The sequence below is a fragment of the Streptomyces sp. CC224B genome, assembly GCF_030010595.1.
In the GTDB taxonomy this organism is placed as follows: domain Bacteria; phylum Actinomycetota; class Actinomycetes; order Streptomycetales; family Streptomycetaceae; genus Streptomyces; species Streptomyces longispororuber.
Genome location: NZ_JASCXL010000016.1, coordinates 13,207 through 34,284, shown reverse-complemented (window position 1 = coordinate 34,284; position 21,078 = coordinate 13,207). Strand labels below are relative to the sequence as shown.

Here is a 21,078-nt window from a genome sequence, read left to right as displayed (position 1 = left end):
ATGTGCGGCCTGTGCGGGACCTACGCCCCGGACAAAACCCTGGACCGGTCCGTCGCCGCGGCGATGCACGCCCGGCTCGTCCACCGCGGCCCGGACGAGACCTACTCCCTGAACACGCCCGTCCTCGCCGCGAAGCTCGGCCGGCTCGGGATGACCGCGCTCAAGGACGGCTGGCAGCCGGCCGAGGACCCGAGCGGCCGGTACGCGGCCCTGACCAACGGCGAGATCTACAACGCCGCCGAGCTGCGCGCCCTGCTCGGCGGCGGACCGCCCGACAACCGGGTCGACGTCGCCGTGCTGCCCGAGCTGTTCGCCCGCCACGGGCCCGAGGGCCTGACCCGGGTCGACGGGCAGTTCGCCACCGTCATCCACGACCGGGCCGACGACAGCCTCTACCTGGGCCGGGACCGCTTCGGCGTCTGCCCCCTGTTCTACGCCGTGCTCGGCAGCCAGGTGCACTTCTGCTCCGAGCTGAAACCGCTGGTGCGCGGCGTGCCGCACCCCTGGCGGCTCGACCTCGGCGCCGTCGACCAGTACCTGGCGCTCGGCAACATCGTCGCGCCGAGGACGCTGGTCGAGGACGTGCGCGCCGTACCGCCCGGCTGCGTGGTCCGCTTCGGCGCGGACCGGCCCCCCGAGACCGTGCGCTACTGGCGGTACGGGGAGTTCCGGGAGGCGGACCGCCCCGCCACCGGGGAGGAGATCCGCGCGGCCGTGGGCCGGGCGGTGACGGACCGGCTGCGCGCGGACGTCGAGATCGGCGCCTACCTCAGCGGCGGCTTCGACTCCAGCACGCTCGTCCTCGAGGCGGCCCGCGCCCGGGAGAAGCCCGCCCGGACGTTCTCCGTGCTCTTCGACGACGTCACCCTCGACGAAGGGCGGTTCCAGCGCGAGGTCGCCGACGCCGTGGGCAGCGAGCACCACCAGGTCCGCTGCAGCCCCGCCCACGTCGCCGCCGAGTTCGAGGACATGGTGCGCCACTGCTGCTACCCGCAGCGCGAGACGTACAACGTCGCGGCCCTGATGCTCTCCCGCCAGGTCCGGCTCACCGGCCTGAAGGGCGTGATCTCCGGCGAGGGCGCCGACGAGCTGTTCTTCGGCTACGACTCCTACGCGTTCGACGGCGCCCGCCGCACACCGCCCGAGCACCACGCCGAGAACGAACAGGCCTGGGGCAGGGCCGACTTCGCCTGGGAGACCGACCGCGCCAGGACGGCCCGCCGCCGGGACCTGAGCCTGTCCCCGCAGGCACGCGACGCCCTGCCCGGCCGGGAGTACTGGCGCGACCGGCTGATCCCCTTCGACGACGAGGAGACCGCCTCCCTGACCCGGATGCAGCTCCGGTCGATCGCCGACGTGTATGTACAGCTCGGCGGGCACCTGCTCGGCGACCACGGCGACATGATGCTCATGGCGAACTCGGTGGAGGGCCGCTACCCGTTCCTCGGCAACCCCGTCGTCGACCTGGCGCTCGGCGTCCCCGACGAGCGGAAGATGGCCGACTTCGAGGGCAAGGCCTGCCTGAAGGAGGCCTACGCCGGCATCGTGCCCGAACGCATCCTGCACCGCGCCAAGCAGGGCTTCACGGCGTACGGACTCGCCGACACGGCCGACGGCCGGACCCTGTCGCGCTGGCGGGACCTCGTCGCGGCCAGCGGCGTCTTCCGCCCCGACGCGCTGGAGGCCCTCGGCGCCGACACCACGCCCGACAAGTGGGACGTCCGGCTGAGCCTCATCAGCATCAGCGCGATCATCGACGAGTTGGGACTGCGCTCATGAGCGAACCGCGCACGACGGACACGTCCATGAGGGACACGCCCCCTACTGGCACGTCCATGAGGGACACGTCCATGACGAACGCACCGGTGACCGGTACGCGGACGGCGGACGCCTGGCACGAGCTGCTGCACGGCCGCCGCTGGTCCTCGCCGGACACCGTGTGGGTCGAGGACGGTACCGAGTACAGCGGGGCGGACGTCGGGCGGCTCGCCGCGGCGGTCGAGGCGAGCGTCCGCGCGCACGGCCCGGCCCGTGTGGTCGTCATCCGGTCCCGATGCAAACTCGGCTGCTTCGCGGGCCAGTTGGGCGCCTGGCGGGCCGGTTCCGTGGCCGTCGCCGACGACCACAGGCTCACCGAGCGGGAGTTCGACCGCATCCGGCCCGACCTCGTGCTCACCGTGTCCAGGGGCCCGCACCCGTCGGTCGAGTCCGTCACGCGGCCCCCGCGCCGCCCGCGCCCGGAACCGCTCCCCGACGAGGTCGTGGCCGTCAACTACACCTCCGGCAGCACCGGCAGCCGCAAGGCCGTCGCCGTCGGCCGCGACAACCTGCTGGCCCTCTTCACCTGCCGGGACCTGGACGTCCCCGCGCCCGGCGGGCTCACGGCCGGCAGCTTCGCCACCCCCACCTACGACGGCTGGTGGTTCGACACCTGGCGCACGGTGGCGACGGGCGGGAGAGTCGTGTGCCTGCCCCACGTCAACGACGACGTCTTCGCCTGGCCTGGCCTCGCGCGGACCTACGGCATCAGCCGCCTGCTGCTGCCCGCTGCGGTCCTCGCCACGGTCGTCGAGGTGCTGCCCGAGGCCGTCGCGGACATCCCCTGGCTGTTCAGCGGCGGCGAGCAGTTCCGCGTGTCGACGTACCGGCAGGCCCGGCAGGCGGGCCTGCGCCACGCCTTCGTCAACCTGTACGGGCCGACCGAGGCCACCTTCGCCACGCACCACTACCGGCTGCCCGAGGACCTCACCGCGCCGACCGTGCCCATCGGGCGGCCGCTGGCGGGGTGCCGGCAGGTCCTGCGCCCCGCGGACGACGGCCCGCCCGGCACCCGCGAACTCGTCGTCACCGGCCCGTTCGTCTGCCTGGGCTACCTCGACGACGGCGTCCTCACCCACCGCTTCCACGACGAGGAGGGCCGGCCGTCGTACCGCACCGGGGACCTGGTGCGTACCGACGGCGACGGCGACCTCGTGTTCGCCGGGCGGCTGGACGGCGAGGTCAAGGTGAACGGCATGCGCGTCGACACCGCGGCCCTGGAGCAGCGGGTCACCGCCCTGCCCCGGGTGCGCGACTGCCGGGTGGTGCAGGGCGAACGGCACACCGTGGCCTTCGTCCGCACCGACCCGGCCACTCTCGGGGACCCGGCCACCCGGACGCGGATCGAGACCGTCGTCCAGGACTTCTCGACCGCGATCGGCATCAGCCTGGTGGACCGGTACCCGGTCCGGGCCGGCGGCAAGGTCGACGTCCCCACCCTGATGGACCACTACCGAACCACGGACAAGGCCGAGGAGACATGACAGACATCGGAGAAACGAAGGACATCTCACCCGCCGCCATCACCGACTGCGTGCGCACGGTGCTCAACCGCGACCTCACCCACGACACGGACATCTTCACCGCCGGCGTCGACTCCCTCGCCGTCCTGCGGTGCCGCGCCCTGCTGAAGGAACGGACCGGGGTCAAGGTCCCGGGCCACGTCTTCTTCGAGGGCCGCACCCCGGAACGGATAGCCGACCTGATCGGAGGCACCCATGCTGGTCGTCGATGACAGCCCGCTGTACTCGCCGGAGTTCTTCGCCGACGACGACCCGTGGACCTACCTGGCCGGCCTGCGCGCCGACCACCCGGTCTCCGTGCACCGCCGCGACGACGGCTACGAGTTCTACGCCCTGACCCGGTACGCCGACGTCTACACGGCCTACGTCGACCACCAGCGGCTCAGCTCCTCGTACGGGACGATGGTCGACGGCTCCTACCTGCCGCAGAAGGACTCGGCCTCCGGCCGCATGCTCATCGTCACCGACCAGCCCGCGCACACCGCCATCCGCAAGCCGATCAAGACGAGCGGGTTCAGCCGGGAGATGCTCGCCAGGGTCGGCCGCACGGTGCGCCGCAACCTCCAGGACGCCCTCGGCAAGCTGTCGGTGGGCGACCAGCTCGACTTCAGCGCCGTCGTGGCGCCGGAGCTGCCCAAGGGCGTGCTCGAGGTGCTGTTCGGCATCGGCCCCAAGGACGCCCACCACCTGCTGGAAGCCACCCGCACGATGATCGGCTACCGCGACGAGGTGTACGCCGGGAACTCCCCGCTGGACTCCCTCGTCGACGCGCAGCTCGACGTCCTCGAGTTCATCGACGACCTGATCGGGCACCGGCTCGGCACCGGGCAGGCCGACGACATGATCGGCTTCCTGGCGCAGTGCGTGGCCGACGGCACGATGCCCCGCGACGTCGCCGTGCTCAACGGTCTGAACGTCGCCGTCGGCGGCAACGAGACGACCCCGCACACCGCCGGCCTGACCGTCCACACCATCGACGGGGAACGCGAGCAGTGGCGCAAGGTGGCCGACGGCGACGTCGGCTGCGACGTGGCCACCCAGGAGTTCCTCCGCTGGACCTCCACCAACAGCTACGTCCAGCGGCTGGCCGTGGAGGACTTCGAGGTCGGCGGGCACACCATCCCCGCCGGCAGCTTCGTCACCCTGTGGAACATGTCGGCCAACCGGGACCCCGAGGTCTTCGACCACCCCGACACGTTCCTCATCGACCGCGCCGACAACAAGCAGCTCGCCTTCGGCGCCGGGGTGCACCGCTGCGTCGGCGCCCCCGCCGCCACCCTGGAGATCCAGACCTTCGTCGAGGAACTGGCCGCCTGGGACAAGGCGTTCGCGGTGCGCACACCGCCCCGCCGGCTGCGCTCGAACTTCATGCTCGGCCTGACCGAACTCCAGGTCGAGGTGGTCGACGCCAAGGAATTCGGCGCGTCGTGAGCACCGCCACCCCCGGCCAGGACCTGTGCGTCTGCTTCCCGGCCGCCGGGGGCGGCGGCACCACCCTCACCCTGCTGAGGGACGCCGCCGCCCGCCACGGCCTGGCCGCGCTGGCCCTGCCGAACGCCGCATCCGTGGCCGACCTCGACTCGGGCCGGTGGCAGGAGCGCACCGTCGAGGAGATCCGGCGCGCCGCGGCCCGCCGCGGCGCCCGCCGGATCGTCCTCGCCGGGCACTCCATGGGCGGCCTTTCCGCCGTCCGCCTGCAACCGGCCCTCGACATGAGGGGTGTCCGGCCGACCGGGGTACTAGTCGTCAACACCCCCTGCCCCGACTCCTCAGGACGCATACCGACGATGTCACAGCTCACCGACTCCGAGATCGCCCAAGTACTCGCCCACGACGGCTTCCCACCGGAGTTACTCGACGACGAGGACATGCTGGCGGAGATCGCGCAGGGCCTGCGCGGCGACGCCGCGGTGGCCGACCGCCTCGCCGAGCGGACCGCCCCCGACGACCGCCTCACCGATCTGCACGTGCTGTGCGGACGCGACGACCGGTTCATCCCCACCGAACGCTGCGCCGCCTGGGCCCACCGCGTGTCGGGGGAGTTCCACCTGACGGTCGTCCCCGGCGGACACAGCCTGGACGCGGCCCGGGCCGCCGCCCTCGGCCGCGCCCTCGCCGGGGTGCTCGCCGCCACCCCCGCCGCCGAGGAGGAGGCGGCGTGAGCGGACTGCAGAAGTCACTGGGCGGCACCGTCGGCACCTTCCTCGCGCTGTCCACCATCCTCGGCAGCGGCATGATGATCCTGCCGGGCACCAGCTACCAGGAACTGGGCCGCTCCGCGTGGCTGCCCTGGGCCGTCGCCGCCGTGTCGGTCGTCCCGCTGCTGTACTGCTACGCCTGGCTCGGCCGCCGCCACCCCTCGGCGTCCGGCGTCGCCCACTACTCCGAGGTCGCCTTCGGCCGGCCCGTCGGGCGCTCCTCCGGACTCCTGGCCACCCTCGCGCTGGTCGCGGGCATCCCGGCGACCGCCATCACCGGCGGACGTTACGTCGCCCAGTTCGCCGGCGTGCCGAGCCTGGCCTGGCTGTTCCCGATCGCCGTCCTGGCCGCCGCCACCCTGATCGGCTGCATGGGCGCGAACGTGTCCGGCAAGGTCCAGGTCGCCCTGGTGCTCGGCCTGTTCGTCCTGGTCACCTGCACCGCGCTGGTCGCGCTCGGCACGCACGGCGTAGCAGCCCCGAGCGCCGACCTGCCCCGCCTCGGGGAGTTCGGCAGCGTGCTCACCGCCGTCTACGTCGCCTTCACCGGCTGGGAGACCGTGGCCTTCACCTTCGAGGAGCACAAGCGCCCGGACGCCATCCCGCGCATCTTCGCCGCCTCCTACGTCATCGTGGTGGCCCTCTACGGCCTCGTCCTGCTCGGCCTGTTCAGCGCGGTGTCCCCCGGGGACGAGGCCCTGGACGACGCCCCGCTGCTGCGGCTCGCGGAGCGCTCGCTCGGGGACCTGGGCCGGCCGGTGACGCTGGCGCTGGTCGTCGCCGCCATCGCCGCGAACGTGTGCGCCTCGGTCCTCGCCCTGTCCCGGCTGGTGTTCGGCATGGCCCGCAGTGGCTACCTGCCGCGACCGCTGGCCCAGGTGCGCCACCGGGACAGCAACCCGGTGACGTCCGTCCTGGTGGTCGGCGCCGTCCTGGTCCTGATCGCGGTGCTCGGCTCGACCGGCGTCATGTCGTTCGAGCTGCTTTTCGTCCTGTCCGGCGGCATCTACTTCGTCCTCTACGGCCTGGGCGCGGCCTCGTACGCGAAGCTGGCCGGGCCCGGCGCCACCCCCCGGGTGGTCACCGTGCTGTGCGCCGTCACGGTGGTCGCCGTGACCGTCCTCGCAGGCCCGCCCATGTGGGCGTGCTGGGCCCTGTTCGCCGCCGTCTGGCTGGCGACCGCCACCTTCGCCCGACGCCCGCCGACGCGGGAACCCGAGTACGAGAGCGCGGACCGGTGAGACCCGTCGCCGACGAACGCGAAGCTACGGAGTTACGGAGACCCCCATGGACGACACCGACGACACCGACGACACAGACGGCATGGACGACACAGACGGCATGAACGGCATGGTGGACAACACGGTCGGCACGGTCGACACGGGCAACGACGACAGCGTGACCGTCTTCTTCCCCGGGGCGGGCTCCTTCGGAGCCGAGTTCGGTCCGCTCACGGAGGCGCTGGGCCGGTCGTCCTGGCCGGTGCGCTATCCCGGGCGGCTCGGCCGGGACTTCGGCGAACCGGCCCCCTCCTTCGACGCGGTGGTCCGGGCCTGCGCCGAACAGATCCTCCGCCGGTCCGCCGTACGTCCCCTGCTGTTCGGGCACAGTTACGGCGCGTACGTCGCCTACGCCACGGCGGTGCGCCTGGGCGAGGCGGGCGTCGAGGTGGCCGCGCTGGCGGTGGCGGGTGCCGTGGGGCCCGGCCTGCTGCGGGTGCCGGAGCAGGCCGCTGCCGGTCCGGCGGAGGCGGCGGCCTACCTCGACCGGGTCGACCCCGGCGTTTTGGCCGGGGCCCCCTCGGACGAGTGGCGCGCCGTCGTCGCCGAGACCGCGGCCCAGGACCTGCGCCTGCTGCGGCAGTTCACCCCCGGGACGGTCCCCGGCCTGCGCTGCCCCGTCCTGGCGGCACGCGGCGCCGAGGACCCGCTGACGACGGACGACACGATCGCCGCGTGGCACTCCACCACGACCGGCCCCTTCACCCGGCACACCTTCCCGGGCGGCCACTCCGACCTGCTGGGCTCTCCCGACTGCGTCTCCTGGCTGCGGCGGATCCGGGAGACGGCGGACGCCTGACGCCGACGGCCGGGTGGAACACGAGGGGAGGGCCCATGAGCGGGACCAATACCGGGACCGATCCGCACATCCACGTCGACGCGCGGCTGATCCGGAACGACGCCGCTGTCCGCGACGCGGTGGCGTCCACGTTCGGTCTGGTCACTGACCTGCCGGGCGTCGTCACCACGGGCTGCGGGCTGCGGGTGGCGCGCGCCATGACCTCCTCGCGTCCGGACCGCGTCACCTGCCTCGCCTGCCGTGAGCACGCGCGGCGCGAGCACCTGCGCCTCGCGGCGGAGGTCGAACGCCTGAGCCGCATGCCGGGGTCCACCATCAGCCCCGCCCAGGGCGCGTCGGCCGCGGACAGGCACCGCGCCCTCGCCCGGGAGTTCGCCGAGCCGGAGGAGTGAGCCCGTCCCCTGCGCCGACGCGCCCACCATGGCCCGGGGGACGGGCTCACTCCTCGTACCGCGCGCCGGTCGACGCGCTGGAGCCGCTTTTCACGCGGTGGCCGGCCGGGTCCCCCACGCCTGGAACAGGGTGGCGTGCACGACCAGCGTGCCGGGGTCGGCGAGGTGCCGGGAGAGCGCCTGGAGGTGCTCGTCCAGTTCGGCGTCGGTGAGGAGGCCGTGCTCGACGAGCGCCGACCGGCACAGTCGGGCCCGGTCGATCAGCAGGGTCTGGTACGGGTCCGTGTGCTGGAAGACGTGGGTCGACGCCCGGACCCGGACGTCGCGCAGCCCGCGCCGGCGCAGCATGCCGGGCAGCCGGCGGCCCAGCGTGACGTCCATGCCGTTGCGGCGCCACAGCTCCGCGATGGCCGTGACGAGGCGGTCCCAGGAGGGGTGCGGGGGTTCGCAGACGCGGGTGAGCCAGTCGACGTCCTGCACGGCCACGGTGGCGCCGGGCCTGGCCAGGGCGACCATCTCGTCGAGCACCTGGTCGGTGTGGGGGACGTTCATCAGGACCAGGCGGGTGTGGACCAGGTCGAAGGAGGAGCGGGGCAGGCCGGTGTCCGCCGCGTCGGCGGTGGTCAGCGAGACGTTGGGCAGGTGTCGTTCCGCGACGGTGCGGCGGGCCATCTCGATCATGCGGGGCTCGGCGTCCAGCCCCACGACCTGTCCCGCCTCCCCGACCCGGGCCGACAGCGCGTCCAGGATGCCGAGCGGTCCGCAGCCGACGTCCAGGGCCCTGTCGCCCCCGCTCAGCGGCAGCCGGTCGAGCAGGGCCTGCGTGTCGTCCTGGAGCAGTTCCGCCTGGAAGAGCAGACGCCGGCGCTCCTCGTTGTCGGCTCCGAGCAGGTACGGGGAGGGGGTCGGCGGGGACGTGGTCACGGGGTCTCCTTCTCAGAGGGTGCGGACGTGAAGGTCCGGCGCAGCCGTTCTCGCAGGTGGAGGAGGTGCCGGCTCAGGTCGGGCAGGTCGGCCGGGGCGAACGCCCCGGGAAGGTCGGCTCCGTGGGCGCGCAGGACGGCGTGCGTGGCGGGCGTGAAGCGCAGCAGGCCGTCCTCGCCGAGGCCGATGCCGTCGAGGTGCTCGCGCTCGCGGTGGAACGCGACGGCGTCGGCGGGGGAGAGCCCCGGCGGCAGCCGCAGGGTGAGGGCGGCGCCGTCGATGCGGACGGGATAGCCGCCCGGCAGCCCGTGCGGCGCGGGCAGGTGGCCCGCGTACGAGGCGGAGGGATCGGTGAGGGCGTGCAGGGCCGGTACGGCGCTGTGGGCGCCGAGTTCGTTGAGGAAGTCGCGCGGCATCGCCCGCACCTCGCCGAGCACGTCCCGCAGCCCGGTGAGCGGGGTGCCGTCGAGCCATCCGGTGGCCTCGTCTCGCGGGCCCTCCGGTGCGCTCAGGTGCGCGTGGTGGGCCAGGAGCGCCAGGCGGGAGTCGTCGCGTACGCCGAGCCGGGCGCGGACGCCGGTGGCCAGGGTGGCGACGTTGCCGAGACCGCACAGGACGGGCAGGTCCGCGCCGTGCAGGGCGGGGTTGACGAGGTCGGGGAAGCAGGCGTTGACCACCTGGGTGCCGGGCGAGGCGTCGGCGCAGGCCAGCACGGACTCGCGGACCAGCGCCGCCTGGAGCGGCAGCGTGGCGCCGAAACCCGCCCGGCGCAGCAGCCGGGCCCAGTCGGAGTCCCGGGTGCGTGCCTCGGCCGGTGACTGCGGTGACGCGCAGACCACCAGCAGGGCCGGGCGCTGGGCCCGCAGCAGGGGGCGCAGCCGGTCGGCGGGCGACAGGCCGGCGCTGTGGGGGACGAACGCCACCCGGGTGCCGGCCAGTGCCGCGTGGCCGGCGGCGAGGGCGGCCACGCCGCGGGCGCGCTCAGGGGTGCGGCCGACGACGTGGACGGTGGTGAGGCGGCCCGGGCGGTGGGCCAGGGCGCGCAGCAGGCTCCGGGCGAACGCACCGGTGCCCAGGACGGTCCAGGGGCGGGTCGGGGCGCTGGTCATGGGGTCACCGGGGCGGGCGTCGGCAGGCCTTCGAAGAAGGCGGAGAGAGGGACGGTGTGCGGGCTCGGCAGCCCGGGGCAGCGCGCGCTGAGGTCGAGCCGCGGCGGGCGTTCGTCGTCGGTGAAGTAGACCGGTGCCAGGGAGCCGTCCTGCTGGTGGGCGAGCAAAGGGTTCGCCACGAGGAAGTCGCGCAGGGCGGGGGTGTCGCGCCGCGGGTACAGGCGGATGCGTTTGGTGGAGAAGTGGTTGGGCGGAAGCTCGACGCGCGGGCCGAGGCGGCGCTTCCACTGGAAGATGCCCTTGCTGACGAACGCCTCCGTGCCGTAGAAGTCGACGCGGGGGACGCCCTGTTCCCGGGCCCAGTGCAGCAGGTGGTGGTAGACCGCCTTGAAGGCGCCGTCGCGGTAGTGGCGCTCGTCGCCGTCGAGGACGCCCAGCAGGCGGGTGGTCAGTGTGGTCCTGTCGGCGGACCAGTGGCACAGGACGCCCGCCACGGGCCGGCCGGCGTCGGTCAGGAAGAAGAGCGTGCCGTGGGGGAGGATGGCGTGGCGGGCCACCGGCCACGGCTCGGTCCTGCTGCGGTCGCCGTGCCGGGACGCCATGGTCGGCAGGTGCATGCGCCGGTAGAAGAACTCCAGGGCCCGTGGCGTGGCGTCCTGCGTCCACGCCCAGTCGTGGCGGGCGCGGTCCCGGCGGAACTGCCAGCGTTCGCGCTTGGAGATCCGCTGTTCGAGGTCGTCGAGGCGCGCGGGGATGTCGACGGTGAGGTGGATGCGGAAGGGCGCGGTGACGGAGCGGTCCGACGGGAGCCCTGCCAGGCGGCCGGCTTCGGCCCCGACGACCACCAGGTCGGCCGGGGGCAGCACCCCGCGGGCCAGGTCGCGCCACGCCACCAGGGCGTGTTCGCGGCGGCCCGTGCTCATGCCGAGCGCGCCGCGCTGCTGTTCCAGGAGTTGCAGGATGTTGGCGCGCCCGGCGGGCAGTCCGACGTAGGCGATGTCCAGGCGGCCGTGGCGCTCCCGGGAGACGACGGCGCGCACCCGCGTGGGCGCGTCGTCGACGACGCGGCGGGCGGCGCGCAAGACCGGGTGCGGGCTGTTGTTCCAGGTGTAGCGCAGCCTCGCGGGCAGCGCGGGAACGACGTCGGCCGCCGGGCGCGGGGCGGACGGGGCCGGTCGGGACGACCGGGGCGGGCGGGGTGAGCGGGGTTCGAACAGCAAGGGCACTCCATGGTGCGGCGGGAGCGGCGCGGGGCGGCGGCCGTGGCACACCCCGCGCCGTGGCGTCAGCGGACCGCTTCGCGCAAAGCGAGCTCCAGATCCGCGGCGTCCGCGACCGGCCGCAGCTGCTCCTCGGGCACCGGTTCGTAGTCGCCGGCGGCGTAGGAACCGGAGCCGTGGACGAGGATGTCGGTGGTGTCCACCAGGTGGCGGTCGACGGCGTTGAGCACGCCGGTCAGCGCCATCACCAGGGACCACTCGCGCAGCCGCCGGGGGTCGGCGGGCAGATGGACCCCCGCGGGGGCGAGCAGGGAGCGTACGGCCGGGTAGCGCTCCAGGCACTCCGGCAGCGAGACCACGATGCCGCCCCCGCCCTGACGGCGGATGATCTCGTTCATGCGGGCGGAGGTGGCCGGCCGGCGGGTGTAGAAGGTCGCGTCGAGTTGTTCGTCGGGCGCGTAGGCGACCTGGGGGAAGTGCGGGTCGTGGTCCTGCACGAGCAGCCCGTCGCGCTCGGTCCAGCTCGGCCGGTGGTCGAAGTGGTCGTGGTAGAGGCTGGAGACCATGTCCGGGGTGCCCAGGTGCTGGACGAGGAAGTAGCCGGCCGAGGTGCCCGGCCAGTCCTGGCCGGTGAGGTACTGCTGCCCGTGGAAGTGCCCGAGCAGCCCGAAGGCGCTGGAGACGGCGTGGGCGTGCAAACGGGGCGCGGCGGGCAGCCGGTCGCGTTCGAAGAGGGCGCGGGCGGTGTCGGCGACGGCGTAGTTGAGCAGTTCCAGCGAGTGCCACAGCCGCACTCCGTGGTCCCGGTGCAAGGTGGCGGACAGCGTGTCGGTGACGGTTCTGGCGAGTTCCTTGACCTGGCCCGGCTCGGCCGTGTCGAGCACGGTCAGCGGATTGGCCCGGCGCAGCTCCGGGTCGTCGGTCAGGGGGGAGCGCCACAGCTTGGCGCGTGAGGAGAGGGGGACCACGCAGGCGATCCCGAGGGACTCGGGGGTGGCGAGACCGCACTCGTGGGCGCGCAGCACCGCGTCCCTCAGCGCGGTCGCCTTGTTGGCGCTGGAGGGGGTGATGATGACGACCCGCTCGCCGGTGCGCTCGATGTGCGCGACCGCGCGGGCGACGATCAGCAAGGAGGCATAGGTCTTGGTGGTGCGGGTGCGCGGGTTGTGCATCAGGTGCAGCAGGTCCACCCGGCGGCCCTGATACTCGGTCAGGGGGTGCGCGCTGATCGTGCTGGGGGCGAAGAACGCGTCCAGCGCGGGACCGGGGCCCGGCAGTTCCCAGGCGGGTGCGAAGGCCTCGGGGGCGGGGCGCGTCCGGCCCGCGGTCTGCTGGAGCACGCGCCGCAGCTCGTCGTGGTAGTGGGAGAGGGCCGCGGGGACCTCACACAGGCCGGCCGCGGTCGTGGGAGGCAGCACCGAGGTCATGAGGCGGCTCCTTCGAGCAGGTGGTCGCCTCGGATCAGCGTCGCGGCGTCCGCTTCGGCCGGTACGTGGGCGGGGTCGGCGCCGGTGTCCAGCGGGTGGTTGTGCCGGTCGACGAAGACGACGCGCGGCCGCAGCGTCCTCGCCTCCTCGTCGCTGACCGTGGCGTACGCGATGACGATCACCAGGTCGCCGACGGAGATGAGCCGGGCGGCGGCGCCGTTGATCCCCACCACGCCGCTGCCGCGGGCGCCTTCGATGACGTACGTGGTCAGCCGGTTGCCGTTGTTGATGTCGACGATGTCGACCTGTTCGCCGGGCAGCACGCCGGCGGCGTCCATCAGATCGCGGTCCAGGGTGAGGGAACCGACGTAGTGCAGGTCGGCCTGGGTGACGGTGGCGCGGTGGATCTTCGCGTGGAGCATGGTGCGGTGCACGGGTGTCTCCTTCGCCGGGCGGTCAGGCCGCGATCTGTATGCGCCGCAGATGCCTGCTGCGGTCGGTGAACGCGTTGCGGGCGTGCAGCAGCCGCCAGTTGTCCCAGACCAGCATGTCGTTGCGCTGGTAGGTGATGGCGATGTGCTCCGCCTCGAAGGCGTGCTTCCAGCGTTCCTGGAGTTCCGCCACCGGGTCGTCGTCGTCCCGCAGGAGGTTGTTGCAGCTGAAGCGGACGATGAGCCCCTTCTCGTGCTCCTCCAGGATCGGGTGCCGGGTCTTGAGGTCGAGGCCGAGCCGCTGCACGCCCTCGGTGGTCTTCCAGTCGTAGGTGTGGTCGAGGAGCCGCTCGCGCTCGTCGTCCGTCAGGGCCTGCGTCCAGGGCCGGGTGTCGCACAGCGTGGTCTCGCCGCCCGGCCCGGTGGCCGGCGTGACGCACCACAGGGCGATGTAGCGGGGCGGCAGCACGGCGAAGTCGTAGCCTTCGGTGTGCGGGGTCAGCGGGCGGGTGTTGCCCGCGTGGTAGACGTCGTCCATGCCCGGCTCGGGCCGGACGTCACCGACCACGGCGCCGGTGTAGTTGGGGACGAACGCCCCGAGCGCACGGCAGAACCGCACCTGGTCGAAGGTGTCGGGGACGTTGCACATGAGCACGTAGCCGTGCTCGTCCATCAACTGGTGGAAGGTTTTCGCCAACAACTCCTCACTCAACGGATTTCCGTTGAAGTCGACCTGGGAAAGGATGCTCAGCGGGGAATGCGACACAACTGCTCCAGGGGGGATAGATCCCGCGGCGTCGAATGCGCTGATGCCCGAGTCATGTGGCACGAGTCATGTGGCACGAGTCATGCGGCACGTCCGGTAGCGGCGTCTCTGGAATTTTTCTGCCGAAGCGGCGGAAGGACGGTCGTGCGAATCGGCTACCGAAGCGGCGACTTCAGCACGATAAGCCGCGTGACAGGGAACACGTCAAGTCCAGGGCGCGAGCTTATTCAGTCACGACCGGAAGGGGCCGAAAACATGGTGCCCATCTCTTCAGCGGCAGCTCAACGGCGGTGCGGCCGAGGGGTGTCCGTCCCTGTGCCGCCACCCCTCGTGGCCGAATCACACCCATGGAACACGGTCGCGAATAAGCCCTGAAGACGGGGTACTCGCCGGACAGCCGTCTGCGACATTCCAGCCCCGGTGCTCATGGAGGAGCATTCCTGTGACCGTCCGGCGGGCGCCCGGTCCCCGTTCTTCCAGAAGCGTTCACCTTGTCGTACGGCGTGCTGTTCCATCCTTCCGGGCTCGGCGCGGGCCAGACGCGAAAGGGACGGAGTTCAGGTGACGAATACAGGCGCGTCGGGATCCGCGACCGTGCCCGAGGGCGAGGCGGACGACGGCTCGTCCCGGGAGCGCGGCGTCGTACGGAAACTGCTGTACTCCGAAGCCGTGTCGGCCTTCGGCGGCGGCCTGTGGTTCAGCATGTGGGCCGTCTACCTGACGTCGGTCAAGGGGATCCCCGCCGCCTCCATGGGCCTGGCCATGGGGCTCGGCGGCGGCGTCGGCCTGCTCGCCGCGGTCCCGGTCGGCGCCCTCGCCGACCGGCGCGGCGCCCGGCAGGTGTTCGTCGCCGTCAGTGTCGCCCGCGGGTTGCTGGTGCTGCTCTTCCTCACCACCAGCGGCTTCTGGAGTCTGCTCGGGGCAGCGGCGCTGTTCACCGCCGCGGAGACGTCCGGCCGGGGCGTCAAGGTCACCCTGGTGTACCTCCTGATGCCGGGCGACCGGCGCCTCACCGTGCTGGCACAGGCCCGAGTGGTGCAGCACATCACGTACGCCGCGGGCGCGGGCGCCGCCGCCTGGGTGCTGTCCACCGACACGGCCGGGCCGTACTACGCCGCCCTGGCCGTCGTGGCCCTGGCGGCCTTCCTGTCCGCCCTGGTGCTCGTCGGCCTGCCGTACACCGCACCGGTGCCCGCGTCCCGCCGCAGCCCCGGCACCAAGGCCGTACGGGACATCCCGTTCCTCACCCTGATGAGCACGACGGCGTTGCTCTCCCTGTGCTGGCCGCTGCTGTCCAGCGGACTTCCCCTGTGGCTGCAGTACCGGACCGCCGCTCCGGTGTGGCTGGCGCCGGTGACCGTGGTCGTCAGCTCCCTGTTCATCGCGCTGTACCAGGTGCGCGTGACCCGGCAGGGAAAGAGCCTGCGCGGCGCGGTCCGCTCCACCCGCAAGGCCGGGCTCGCCCTGGCCGTCTGCTGCCTGCTGTTCGCCGCCGCGGCCTGGCCCTCGGGCGCCCTGCTCGCCTCCCTTTTCATCCTGGCGGGACTCGCCGCGCACGTCTACGGCGAACTGCACTACGTGGCCTCGCGCTGGGGGCTGTCGCTGCGGCTGATGCGCCGCGACGCCGAGGGGGAGTACCAGGGCCTCGCGGCCAGCACCGAAGGAGCCGTGGCCACCGTGGGACCGGCGCTGATCACCACCCTCGTCACCGGAGCGCTGGTCGGCGGCTGGGCCGTCCTCGCCGTCGTCTTCGTGGCGGCCGCCGTCCCCACCCCGGCCCTCTGCCGCCGGGCACTGCACACGCGCGGGCCCGGGGCCGCGGCCGGGGCCGGGCCACGCGGTGGGGCGGGTAACTGAGAGGGGCAGCATCGCCCCTACAGCGCGGCTGCGGTTTCCGCCTGTGCCGCAGGCCCGGGACCTCGCGGGACGGCGGGCCCCGGCTCTTCACGGAAAGGCACCTCCGCTTCCCGCCGCCATCTGTCCGACCGGCGGCTTCCCGGCGGGGCGGCCAGCCGTGAGCATCGTTGAATGTCCAGCATCAATGAGGCGGCGCGGCAGACCGAGGGCGGGGACGGGCCGGTGGTGTCCGCGAGCACCGACGGGGTTCCGGCGCCGGAACGGTTCGACTGGTGGGTCCGGATGGTCGGCGCCGAGGTCATGCCCGTGGCGATCCACAGCGCGCACGCGACCCGCTTCCGGGGCAGCGTGGAGGCCGTGGCGATGCCGCACAGCCAGGTGGCCGCCTTCAGCTTCTCGCCGATGGTGGCCCGCCGTTCCCCCGCGCACATCCGCCGCCACGATCCGGAGGAGTACTACCTGGTCCTCGTCCACGGCAGCCCCATCCGGCTGGAGCAGGCCCGCGGCGTGGCCTGCCTGGGGAGCGGCGACATGACGCTGTTCACCACCTCGGCGCCGCTCGTCTGCGACTTCCTCGACCGCGGCCGACAGACCCGGCTGACGCTGCTGCGGCTGCCGCGCACGGTACTGCCGCTGGCCGGCGGCCGGGCGGACCGGTTGCTCGCCGAGCGGCTGTCCACCCGCGCCGGGTCGGGGTCGGCGGCGCTGCTCGGCTCGTACCTGGCCGGACTGCCGGCAGCCGCCGGCGCCTGCGGCCCGGCGGAGCTGGCCCGGCTCGGCGGGATCGGGGTCGATCTGGCCGCGACCGTCCTGGCGGGGCGGCTCGGGGCCGAGGAGGCCGTGCCCGCCGAGACCCGCAAGGCCGCGCTGCGCTCCCGGATCAAAGCCTTCATCGAGCAGAACCTGGGCGACCCGGAACTGCTCCCGGCGGCCATCGCCGCCCACCACCACCTCTCCGTACGCAGCCTCCACCTCCTCTTCCACGACGAACCGGAGACCGTGGGCGCCATGATCCGGCGCCTGCGTCTGGAACGCTGCCGCACCGACCTGGCCGACCCGGCGCTGGGCACGCGCACCATCGCCGCGACGGCGGCGCGCTGGGGGTTCCGCCACCCCGCGGACTTCAGCCGGGCCTTCCGCAGGGCGTACGGATTCCCGCCGAGCGAGATGCGGGCCCGGGCGCGTGCGCTGGATGCTCAGCAAGTGTGCGCTCGCTGCTGACGATCGGCGGGCCGCCACGGGTCACAGTGAACGCACGGCATTCCAGCGACTTCAGGAGGGGACATGCGCAAGAGGATCACGGCGGGCGTCGCGGCGACGGCGGCCGTTCTCGCGCTCGCCGCGCCGACAGCGGCGAGCGCCGAGGAGACCCGCGTCACCGAGGTGGCGGGCGTGGAGGGCCTGTACCGGCTCAGTGGCGGCGACTACGGCGCCCGCGCCTGGTCCCAGTGCGGCAGCGGCTCCTGCTTCTTCCAGAACGACGAGGGCGGAGGCTGGTTGTGGGTGGTGCCGAGCTGCGGCCACCACAAGGTGCCCTCGTGGTTCCAGGACCGGGCGAGCTCGGCCTGGAACCGGACGCCCACCCGCATCCACATCTACAAGCACAGCGACTACAGCGGCTATCTGGGCACCGTCCCCGGCTGGTTCCAGGGTGACCTGGCGGGCGCGGACGAGGACGTGATGAGCTCCGTCTTCGCGGACTGCTGAGAACGGCCGGGCCGGTCCGCACGCGACCTGCCGTGGCCCACCCTGTGGGCGCGCAAGGGAAGGGCGTCCGGGGCGCGGCCGCACTGAGCGAACTGACCGGGCGAGGGGGCCGGTCAGCTCGCGTAACGGCCCCGATCAGCAGGGCCGCACAGGGCCGCGTCTGATGGCCCAGGTCGAGAAGGGACGCCGGCTCCGGAAAGCGCTCCGGCCCTCGGGCCCCGCACGCGGGATGCCTGGGCTGGTCCCGGGACGCCGAGTGTCGGAGCGCGACGCCGCGGCGCAGCCGAGCTGATGCCGCGCCATGGACAGGGCGCACGGTCCGGCGCCCGGGCGGCGACTCGGAGGCCGGGCAGGCGTCCGAGCTTGTCCGGGCTGTGACGCCTTGGTGCACAGGCACCAGACCGTACGCCTGCCTGGTCCGGGGGCACCAGGGCACGTTGGCAGCGGGGGACGATGCCAGGTGGGATGCCGCGGGGGAGAGTGGACGGCGCGTGCGTTCCGCGCGCTGTCCCTCGTCCAGCGGTGTGTGTCTGGAGTGATCAGCAGGTGGCGGCATGTCTCTACCGGGCCGGGCAGTGGGCCGTTCGGCGGCGCCGGACTCGTGGGCGGTGTGTGGTGGGGCGCCCCGGTGGTGGCCTTGGCCGCCGCCGCACTGGCCCCGGCCGGGGAGGAAGAGGATCTCTATGGCCGGTCCCGGCACTCCTCGGCCACCGCGCCTGGTGGCCGCCCCGTATCCTGAACCGCGTGCTGCCGCATGGGGACACCGAAGGTGAGGCACTGCGCGGGCCTGCCCCGGCCGCCGCACCTCGGCCGGACGCGACCGCCCCGGATGCCGCCGTGTCGTACTTCCCCGTCGGCGCGGCACCGGCACTGAGTCGGCCATGACGACCACAGCGGAAACCGGCACTGAGTCGGCCATGACGACCACAGCGGAAAGCAGCAACGCGCGCTCACGCGGCACGTGGTGGCGCGAGGCAGCGGTCACGGCGGCGGCGTTCGTGCTGTGCCTGCTCGGCGGCGCGCTCCAGGACGGCGGCGACACCCTGTCCCCGCCGCCTGCCGCCGCCCACGTCCTCGCCGTGCTCTCCTGCGCCGTGCTGCCCCTGCGGCACCGCACACCCGCGGCCGCCTTGGCGGTCACGACGGCGAGCGGCCTCCTGGTGCGGCCTCTGGGCCTCCTGCTGAGCCCGCTCACCGTGGCCCCTGCCGTGCTCACCGCCTACTCCTGCGCGCTCACCGCCCGCACCGAACGGCGCGCGGCCGGCGCGGTGTCGCTCACCTCCGCGGCCCTGCTGGCCGCCTCCGCCCCCTGGTGCGGGGACCTCTCGTGGCAGGACGCGAGCAGGATGGCAGCGGTCGCCGCGTTCCCCCTGGTCGCGGGCGTACTCGGGCACTCGGTCCGGAACCGGCGGGCCTACCTGGAAGCCGTCGAGGAGCGGGCCCGGCGGGCCGAGCGCAGCCGGGAGAGTGAGGCGCGCCGCCGAGTGGCCGAGGAACGCGTACGCATCGCCCGCGAGCTGCACGACCTCGTGGCCCACCAGATCACCCTGGCCAACGCGCAGGCCACGGTCGCCGCCCACCTCTTCGACACCCGCCCGGAGCAGACCCGCAAGAGTTTGCGGGACCTCGTCGAGACCACCGGCCACGCGCTCGACGAACTCCGGGCCACGGTCGGCCTGTTGCGTCAGTCCGGGGACACACCCGCGCCCGCCGAACCGGCACCCGGACTGGACCGGCTCCCCCCGCTCGTCGAGTCGTTCCGCCGCGCGGGACTGGAGGTGTCGGTGCACCACGACGGCCCGGCCAGGCCACTGCCACCGGGGGTGGACCTCACCGCGTACCGCATCGTCCAGGAGGCCCTGACCAACGTGACCAAGCACGCCGGAACCGGAAGTGCCCGGGTGCGCCTCGCCTGGCACCACGACCACGTGACCATCACCGTCGCCGACGACGGAGGAAGCGCCCGCGGTACGACGCCGACGACGCCCGCGCCGCCGAACCGCCCACCCGGCCACGGGCTGATCGGGATGCGGGAACGGGCCGCCGCGGTCGGGGGACACCTGTCCGCGGGCAGGCGCCCGGGGGGCGGCTTCCTCGTCTCCGCCCACCTCCCCGTCCCACCCGCCAAGAACGCGCCCCAGAAGCCCAGCTCGGCAACTACGCGAGGTACACCGCACTCTGAGGACACATCAGAAGCGGAGCGTACGACTGACGAAGCAGCGGCCGGGGCCCGGGCGGCCGGGGCGGCGGCAGACGAGGACGGGACGTGCGACGCCCGGGCAGGGGAGGGGCCGTGACGCTCCGGGTCCTCCTCGCCGACGACCAGGCGCTGCTGCGCGACGCCTTCCGGATGCTCCTCGACACCGCCGACGACATCACCGTGGTCGGCGAGGCCGGCGACGGCAGGGAGGCGGTGCGACTCACCCGGGAGCTGCGCCCGGACGTGGTGCTCATGGACATCCGCATGCCCGAGGTGGACGGCCTCGCCGCCACGGCCGAGATCTGCGCGGACCCGGACCTGCGGGCCAGCCGCATCCTGATCCTCACCACGTACGAGACCGACGAGTACGTCGCCCGGGCGCTGCGCGCGGGGGCCGGTGGCTTCATCGGCAAGGGCATCGGGGCCGAGGACCTGCTCGACGCCGTGCGTACGATCGCCGACGGCGACACGCTGCTGTCCCCCGCCGCGACCCGCTCCCTGGTCGCCCGCTTCCTGGCCACGCCGGACGACGCCCCGCCGCACCACCCCGGACAGCTCGCCGTGCTGACCCCGCGCGAACGCGAGATGGTGGCCCTGGTCGCGACCGGCCTGTCCAACCAGGAGATCGCCGAGCGGATGTTCCTCAGCCCCTTCACCGTACGGGCCCATGTGCAGCGCGCCATGACGAAGCTGGAGGCCCGCGACCGGGCGCACCTCGTCGTCATCGCCTACCGGACGGGCCTGGCCCGTGCCGCCCCCGGCGAAAGCAGCAACGGGCCGTCGTAGGACGTGTTGTGCACGCGCCTGATGGGGATGGCGGGGGAACCCGTTCGTGATCCACAATGATCGGATGGTCACGCTGGAGACTCCCCGTCTGATCCTCCGCCGCTGGCGCGAGGAAGACATCGCGCCCATGGCCGCCGTCAACGCCGACCCCGACGTCATGCGGTGGATCCGCGACGGCAGCGTCCGCGACGAACAGCAGACGCGCGACGGGGTCCGGGTGTGGGAGAGCGAGTGGGAGTCACAGGGCTTCGGCCTGTTCGCCGTGGAGATCCGGGCCACCGGCGAGCTGGCCGGGTTCACCGGCCTTGCGGTGCCCGGCTACTTGCCGGAGGTGCTGCCGGCGGTCGAGATCGGCTGGCGGCTGGGGCGTTCGCACTGGGGGAGGGGCCTGGCCACCGAGGCCGCCGCGGCCGCCCTGCGGTACGGGTTCGAGGAGCGAGGACTGGAGCGGATCGTCAGCATCGCGCAGGTGGGCAACGACGCCTCCGAGCGCATCATGACCAAACTGGGGATGCGGCCGGTCCGCGAGACCGTCAATCCCAATGGCGGCCGGCGCGTACAAGTGTACGCGCTGACGTCGGACCAGTACGCCACCCGTGCCCGTTGACGGCGGCCACGCGGACGGCGGCGCGACACACGCA

General features: G+C 73.3%; 20 protein-coding genes and 1 pseudogene. 15 read left to right on the top strand and 6 right to left on the bottom strand.

Annotated elements, in window-relative coordinates; translation table 11 throughout:
• From asnB to QK440_RS08850, 8 genes are all read left to right on the top strand, one after another.
• On the top strand, positions 1-1,779 hold the full coding sequence (gene asnB, locus QK440_RS08885) for an asparagine synthase (glutamine-hydrolyzing) (RefSeq protein ID WP_282792454.1): 1,779 nt from the start codon (positions 1-3) through the stop codon (positions 1,777-1,779).
• 71 nt (positions 1,780-1,850) lie between these two features.
• Complete coding sequence (locus tag QK440_RS08880; protein WP_282792453.1) at positions 1,851-3,302, top strand: AMP-binding protein; 1,452 nt, start codon at positions 1,851-1,853, stop codon at positions 3,300-3,302.
• Positions 3,299-3,553: an acyl carrier protein gene (locus QK440_RS08875; RefSeq protein WP_282792452.1), complete on the top strand. Its 255-nt coding sequence runs from the start codon at positions 3,299-3,301 to the stop codon at positions 3,551-3,553. Before QK440_RS08880 ends, QK440_RS08875 begins: the two co-directional genes overlap by 4 nt.
• A complete protein-coding gene (locus QK440_RS08870) occupies positions 3,537-4,772 on the top strand; it encodes a cytochrome P450 (RefSeq protein ID WP_282792451.1) in 1,236 nt (411 codons plus the stop codon). The genes QK440_RS08875 and QK440_RS08870 overlap by 17 nt, the downstream gene beginning before the upstream one ends.
• Positions 4,769-5,503, top strand: a complete 735-nt coding sequence (locus QK440_RS08865; protein WP_282792450.1) for an alpha/beta fold hydrolase — start codon at positions 4,769-4,771, stop codon at positions 5,501-5,503. Before QK440_RS08870 ends, QK440_RS08865 begins: the two co-directional genes overlap by 4 nt.
• Positions 5,500-6,780, top strand: coding sequence for an APC family permease (locus QK440_RS08860; protein ID WP_282792449.1), 1,281 nt, complete (start codon positions 5,500-5,502; stop codon positions 6,778-6,780). The genes QK440_RS08865 and QK440_RS08860 overlap by 4 nt, the downstream gene beginning before the upstream one ends.
• A gap of 46 nt (positions 6,781-6,826) precedes the next feature.
• Positions 6,827-7,618, top strand: coding sequence for an alpha/beta fold hydrolase (locus tag QK440_RS08855; protein WP_282792448.1), 792 nt, complete (start codon positions 6,827-6,829; stop codon positions 7,616-7,618).
• Positions 7,619-7,653: 35 nt separating this feature from the next.
• Positions 7,654-8,010 carry a hypothetical protein gene (locus QK440_RS08850; protein WP_282792447.1) on the top strand — a complete coding sequence of 119 codons (357 nt, stop codon included), beginning with the start codon at positions 7,654-7,656 and terminating at the stop codon, positions 8,008-8,010.
• Positions 8,011-8,100: 90 nt separating this feature from the next.
• On the opposite strand, the gene QK440_RS08845 is transcribed toward QK440_RS08850, so the two are convergent.
• The 6 genes from QK440_RS08845 to QK440_RS08820 form a co-directional block, all read right to left on the bottom strand.
• Entirely contained in the window at positions 8,101-8,934 is an 834-nt protein-coding gene (locus QK440_RS08845) for a methyltransferase domain-containing protein (RefSeq protein WP_282792446.1), read from the bottom strand.
• Positions 8,931-10,043: a hypothetical protein gene (locus QK440_RS08840; RefSeq protein WP_282792445.1), complete on the bottom strand. Its 1,113-nt coding sequence runs from the start codon at positions 10,041-10,043 to the stop codon at positions 8,931-8,933. The genes QK440_RS08845 and QK440_RS08840 overlap by 4 nt, the downstream gene beginning before the upstream one ends.
• On the bottom strand, positions 10,040-11,263 hold the full coding sequence (locus QK440_RS08835) for a GNAT family N-acetyltransferase (protein ID WP_282792444.1): 1,224 nt from the start codon (positions 11,261-11,263) through the stop codon (positions 10,040-10,042). The genes QK440_RS08840 and QK440_RS08835 overlap by 4 nt, the downstream gene beginning before the upstream one ends.
• Before the next feature lie 65 nt (positions 11,264-11,328).
• Positions 11,329-12,690, bottom strand: coding sequence for a DUF6002 family protein (locus tag QK440_RS08830; RefSeq protein ID WP_282792443.1), 1,362 nt, complete (start codon positions 12,688-12,690; stop codon positions 11,329-11,331).
• Positions 12,687-13,124, bottom strand: coding sequence for an aspartate 1-decarboxylase (gene panD / locus QK440_RS08825; protein ID WP_282792442.1), 438 nt, complete (start codon positions 13,122-13,124; stop codon positions 12,687-12,689). Before panD ends, QK440_RS08830 begins: the two co-directional genes overlap by 4 nt.
• A 22-nt stretch (positions 13,125-13,146) precedes the next feature.
• Positions 13,147-13,887 carry a TauD/TfdA family dioxygenase gene (locus QK440_RS08820; protein ID WP_282792441.1) on the bottom strand — a complete coding sequence of 247 codons (741 nt, stop codon included), beginning with the start codon at positions 13,885-13,887 and terminating at the stop codon, positions 13,147-13,149.
• A 561-nt stretch (positions 13,888-14,448) separates the two neighbouring features.
• Here QK440_RS08820 and QK440_RS08815 point away from each other — a divergent pair.
• From QK440_RS08815 to QK440_RS08785, 7 genes and pseudogenes are all read left to right on the top strand, one after another.
• Complete coding sequence (locus QK440_RS08815; protein ID WP_282792440.1) at positions 14,449-15,744, top strand: MFS transporter; 1,296 nt, start codon at positions 14,449-14,451, stop codon at positions 15,742-15,744.
• Between the two features lie 171 nt (positions 15,745-15,915).
• On the top strand, positions 15,916-16,965 hold the full coding sequence (locus QK440_RS08810) for a helix-turn-helix domain-containing protein (protein ID WP_282792439.1): 1,050 nt from the start codon (positions 15,916-15,918) through the stop codon (positions 16,963-16,965).
• A gap of 63 nt (positions 16,966-17,028) precedes the next feature.
• On the top strand, positions 17,029-17,451 hold the full coding sequence (locus tag QK440_RS08805) for a peptidase inhibitor family I36 protein (RefSeq protein WP_282792438.1): 423 nt from the start codon (positions 17,029-17,031) through the stop codon (positions 17,449-17,451).
• Between the two features lie 690 nt (positions 17,452-18,141).
• Positions 18,142-18,336: pseudogene (locus QK440_RS08800) on the top strand (hypothetical protein); the annotation flags it as partial.
• Positions 18,337-18,368: 32 nt separating this feature from the next.
• Positions 18,369-19,748, top strand: a complete 1,380-nt coding sequence (locus QK440_RS08795; protein ID WP_282792437.1) for a sensor histidine kinase — start codon at positions 18,369-18,371, stop codon at positions 19,746-19,748.
• On the top strand, positions 19,745-20,437 hold the full coding sequence (locus tag QK440_RS08790; RefSeq protein WP_282792436.1) for a response regulator transcription factor: 693 nt from the start codon (positions 19,745-19,747) through the stop codon (positions 20,435-20,437). Before QK440_RS08795 ends, QK440_RS08790 begins: the two co-directional genes overlap by 4 nt.
• Before the next feature lie 64 nt (positions 20,438-20,501).
• Positions 20,502-21,044, top strand: coding sequence for a GNAT family N-acetyltransferase (locus tag QK440_RS08785; RefSeq protein WP_282792514.1), 543 nt, complete (start codon positions 20,502-20,504; stop codon positions 21,042-21,044).
• Positions 21,045-21,078 lie beyond the last annotated feature (34 nt).

Excerpts from the sequence above, each read along its gene's own strand:
- asnB (WP_282792454.1), top strand. The coding sequence starts at position 1 with ATGTGCGGCCTGTGCGGGACCTACGCCCCGGACAAAACCCTGGACCGG.
- QK440_RS08880 (WP_282792453.1), top strand. The coding sequence starts at position 1,851 with ATGACGAACGCACCGGTGACCGGTACGCGGACGGCGGACGCCTGGCAC.
- QK440_RS08875 (WP_282792452.1), top strand. The coding sequence starts at position 3,299 with ATGACAGACATCGGAGAAACGAAGGACATCTCACCCGCCGCCATCACC.
- QK440_RS08870 (WP_282792451.1), top strand. The coding sequence starts at position 3,537 with ATGCTGGTCGTCGATGACAGCCCGCTGTACTCGCCGGAGTTCTTCGCC.
- QK440_RS08855 (WP_282792448.1), top strand. The coding sequence starts at position 6,827 with ATGGACGACACCGACGACACCGACGACACAGACGGCATGGACGACACA.
- QK440_RS08850 (WP_282792447.1), top strand. The coding sequence starts at position 7,654 with ATGAGCGGGACCAATACCGGGACCGATCCGCACATCCACGTCGACGCG.
- QK440_RS08840 (WP_282792445.1), bottom strand. The coding sequence starts at position 10,043 with ATGACCAGCGCCCCGACCCGCCCCTGGACCGTCCTGGGCACCGGTGCG.
- QK440_RS08830 (WP_282792443.1), bottom strand. The coding sequence starts at position 12,690 with ATGACCTCGGTGCTGCCTCCCACGACCGCGGCCGGCCTGTGTGAGGTC.
- QK440_RS08810 (WP_282792439.1), top strand. The coding sequence starts at position 15,916 with ATGTCCAGCATCAATGAGGCGGCGCGGCAGACCGAGGGCGGGGACGGG.
- QK440_RS08805 (WP_282792438.1), top strand. The coding sequence starts at position 17,029 with ATGCGCAAGAGGATCACGGCGGGCGTCGCGGCGACGGCGGCCGTTCTC.
- QK440_RS08795 (WP_282792437.1), top strand. The coding sequence starts at position 18,369 with ATGACGACCACAGCGGAAAGCAGCAACGCGCGCTCACGCGGCACGTGG.
- QK440_RS08785 (WP_282792514.1), top strand. The coding sequence starts at position 20,502 with ATGGTCACGCTGGAGACTCCCCGTCTGATCCTCCGCCGCTGGCGCGAG.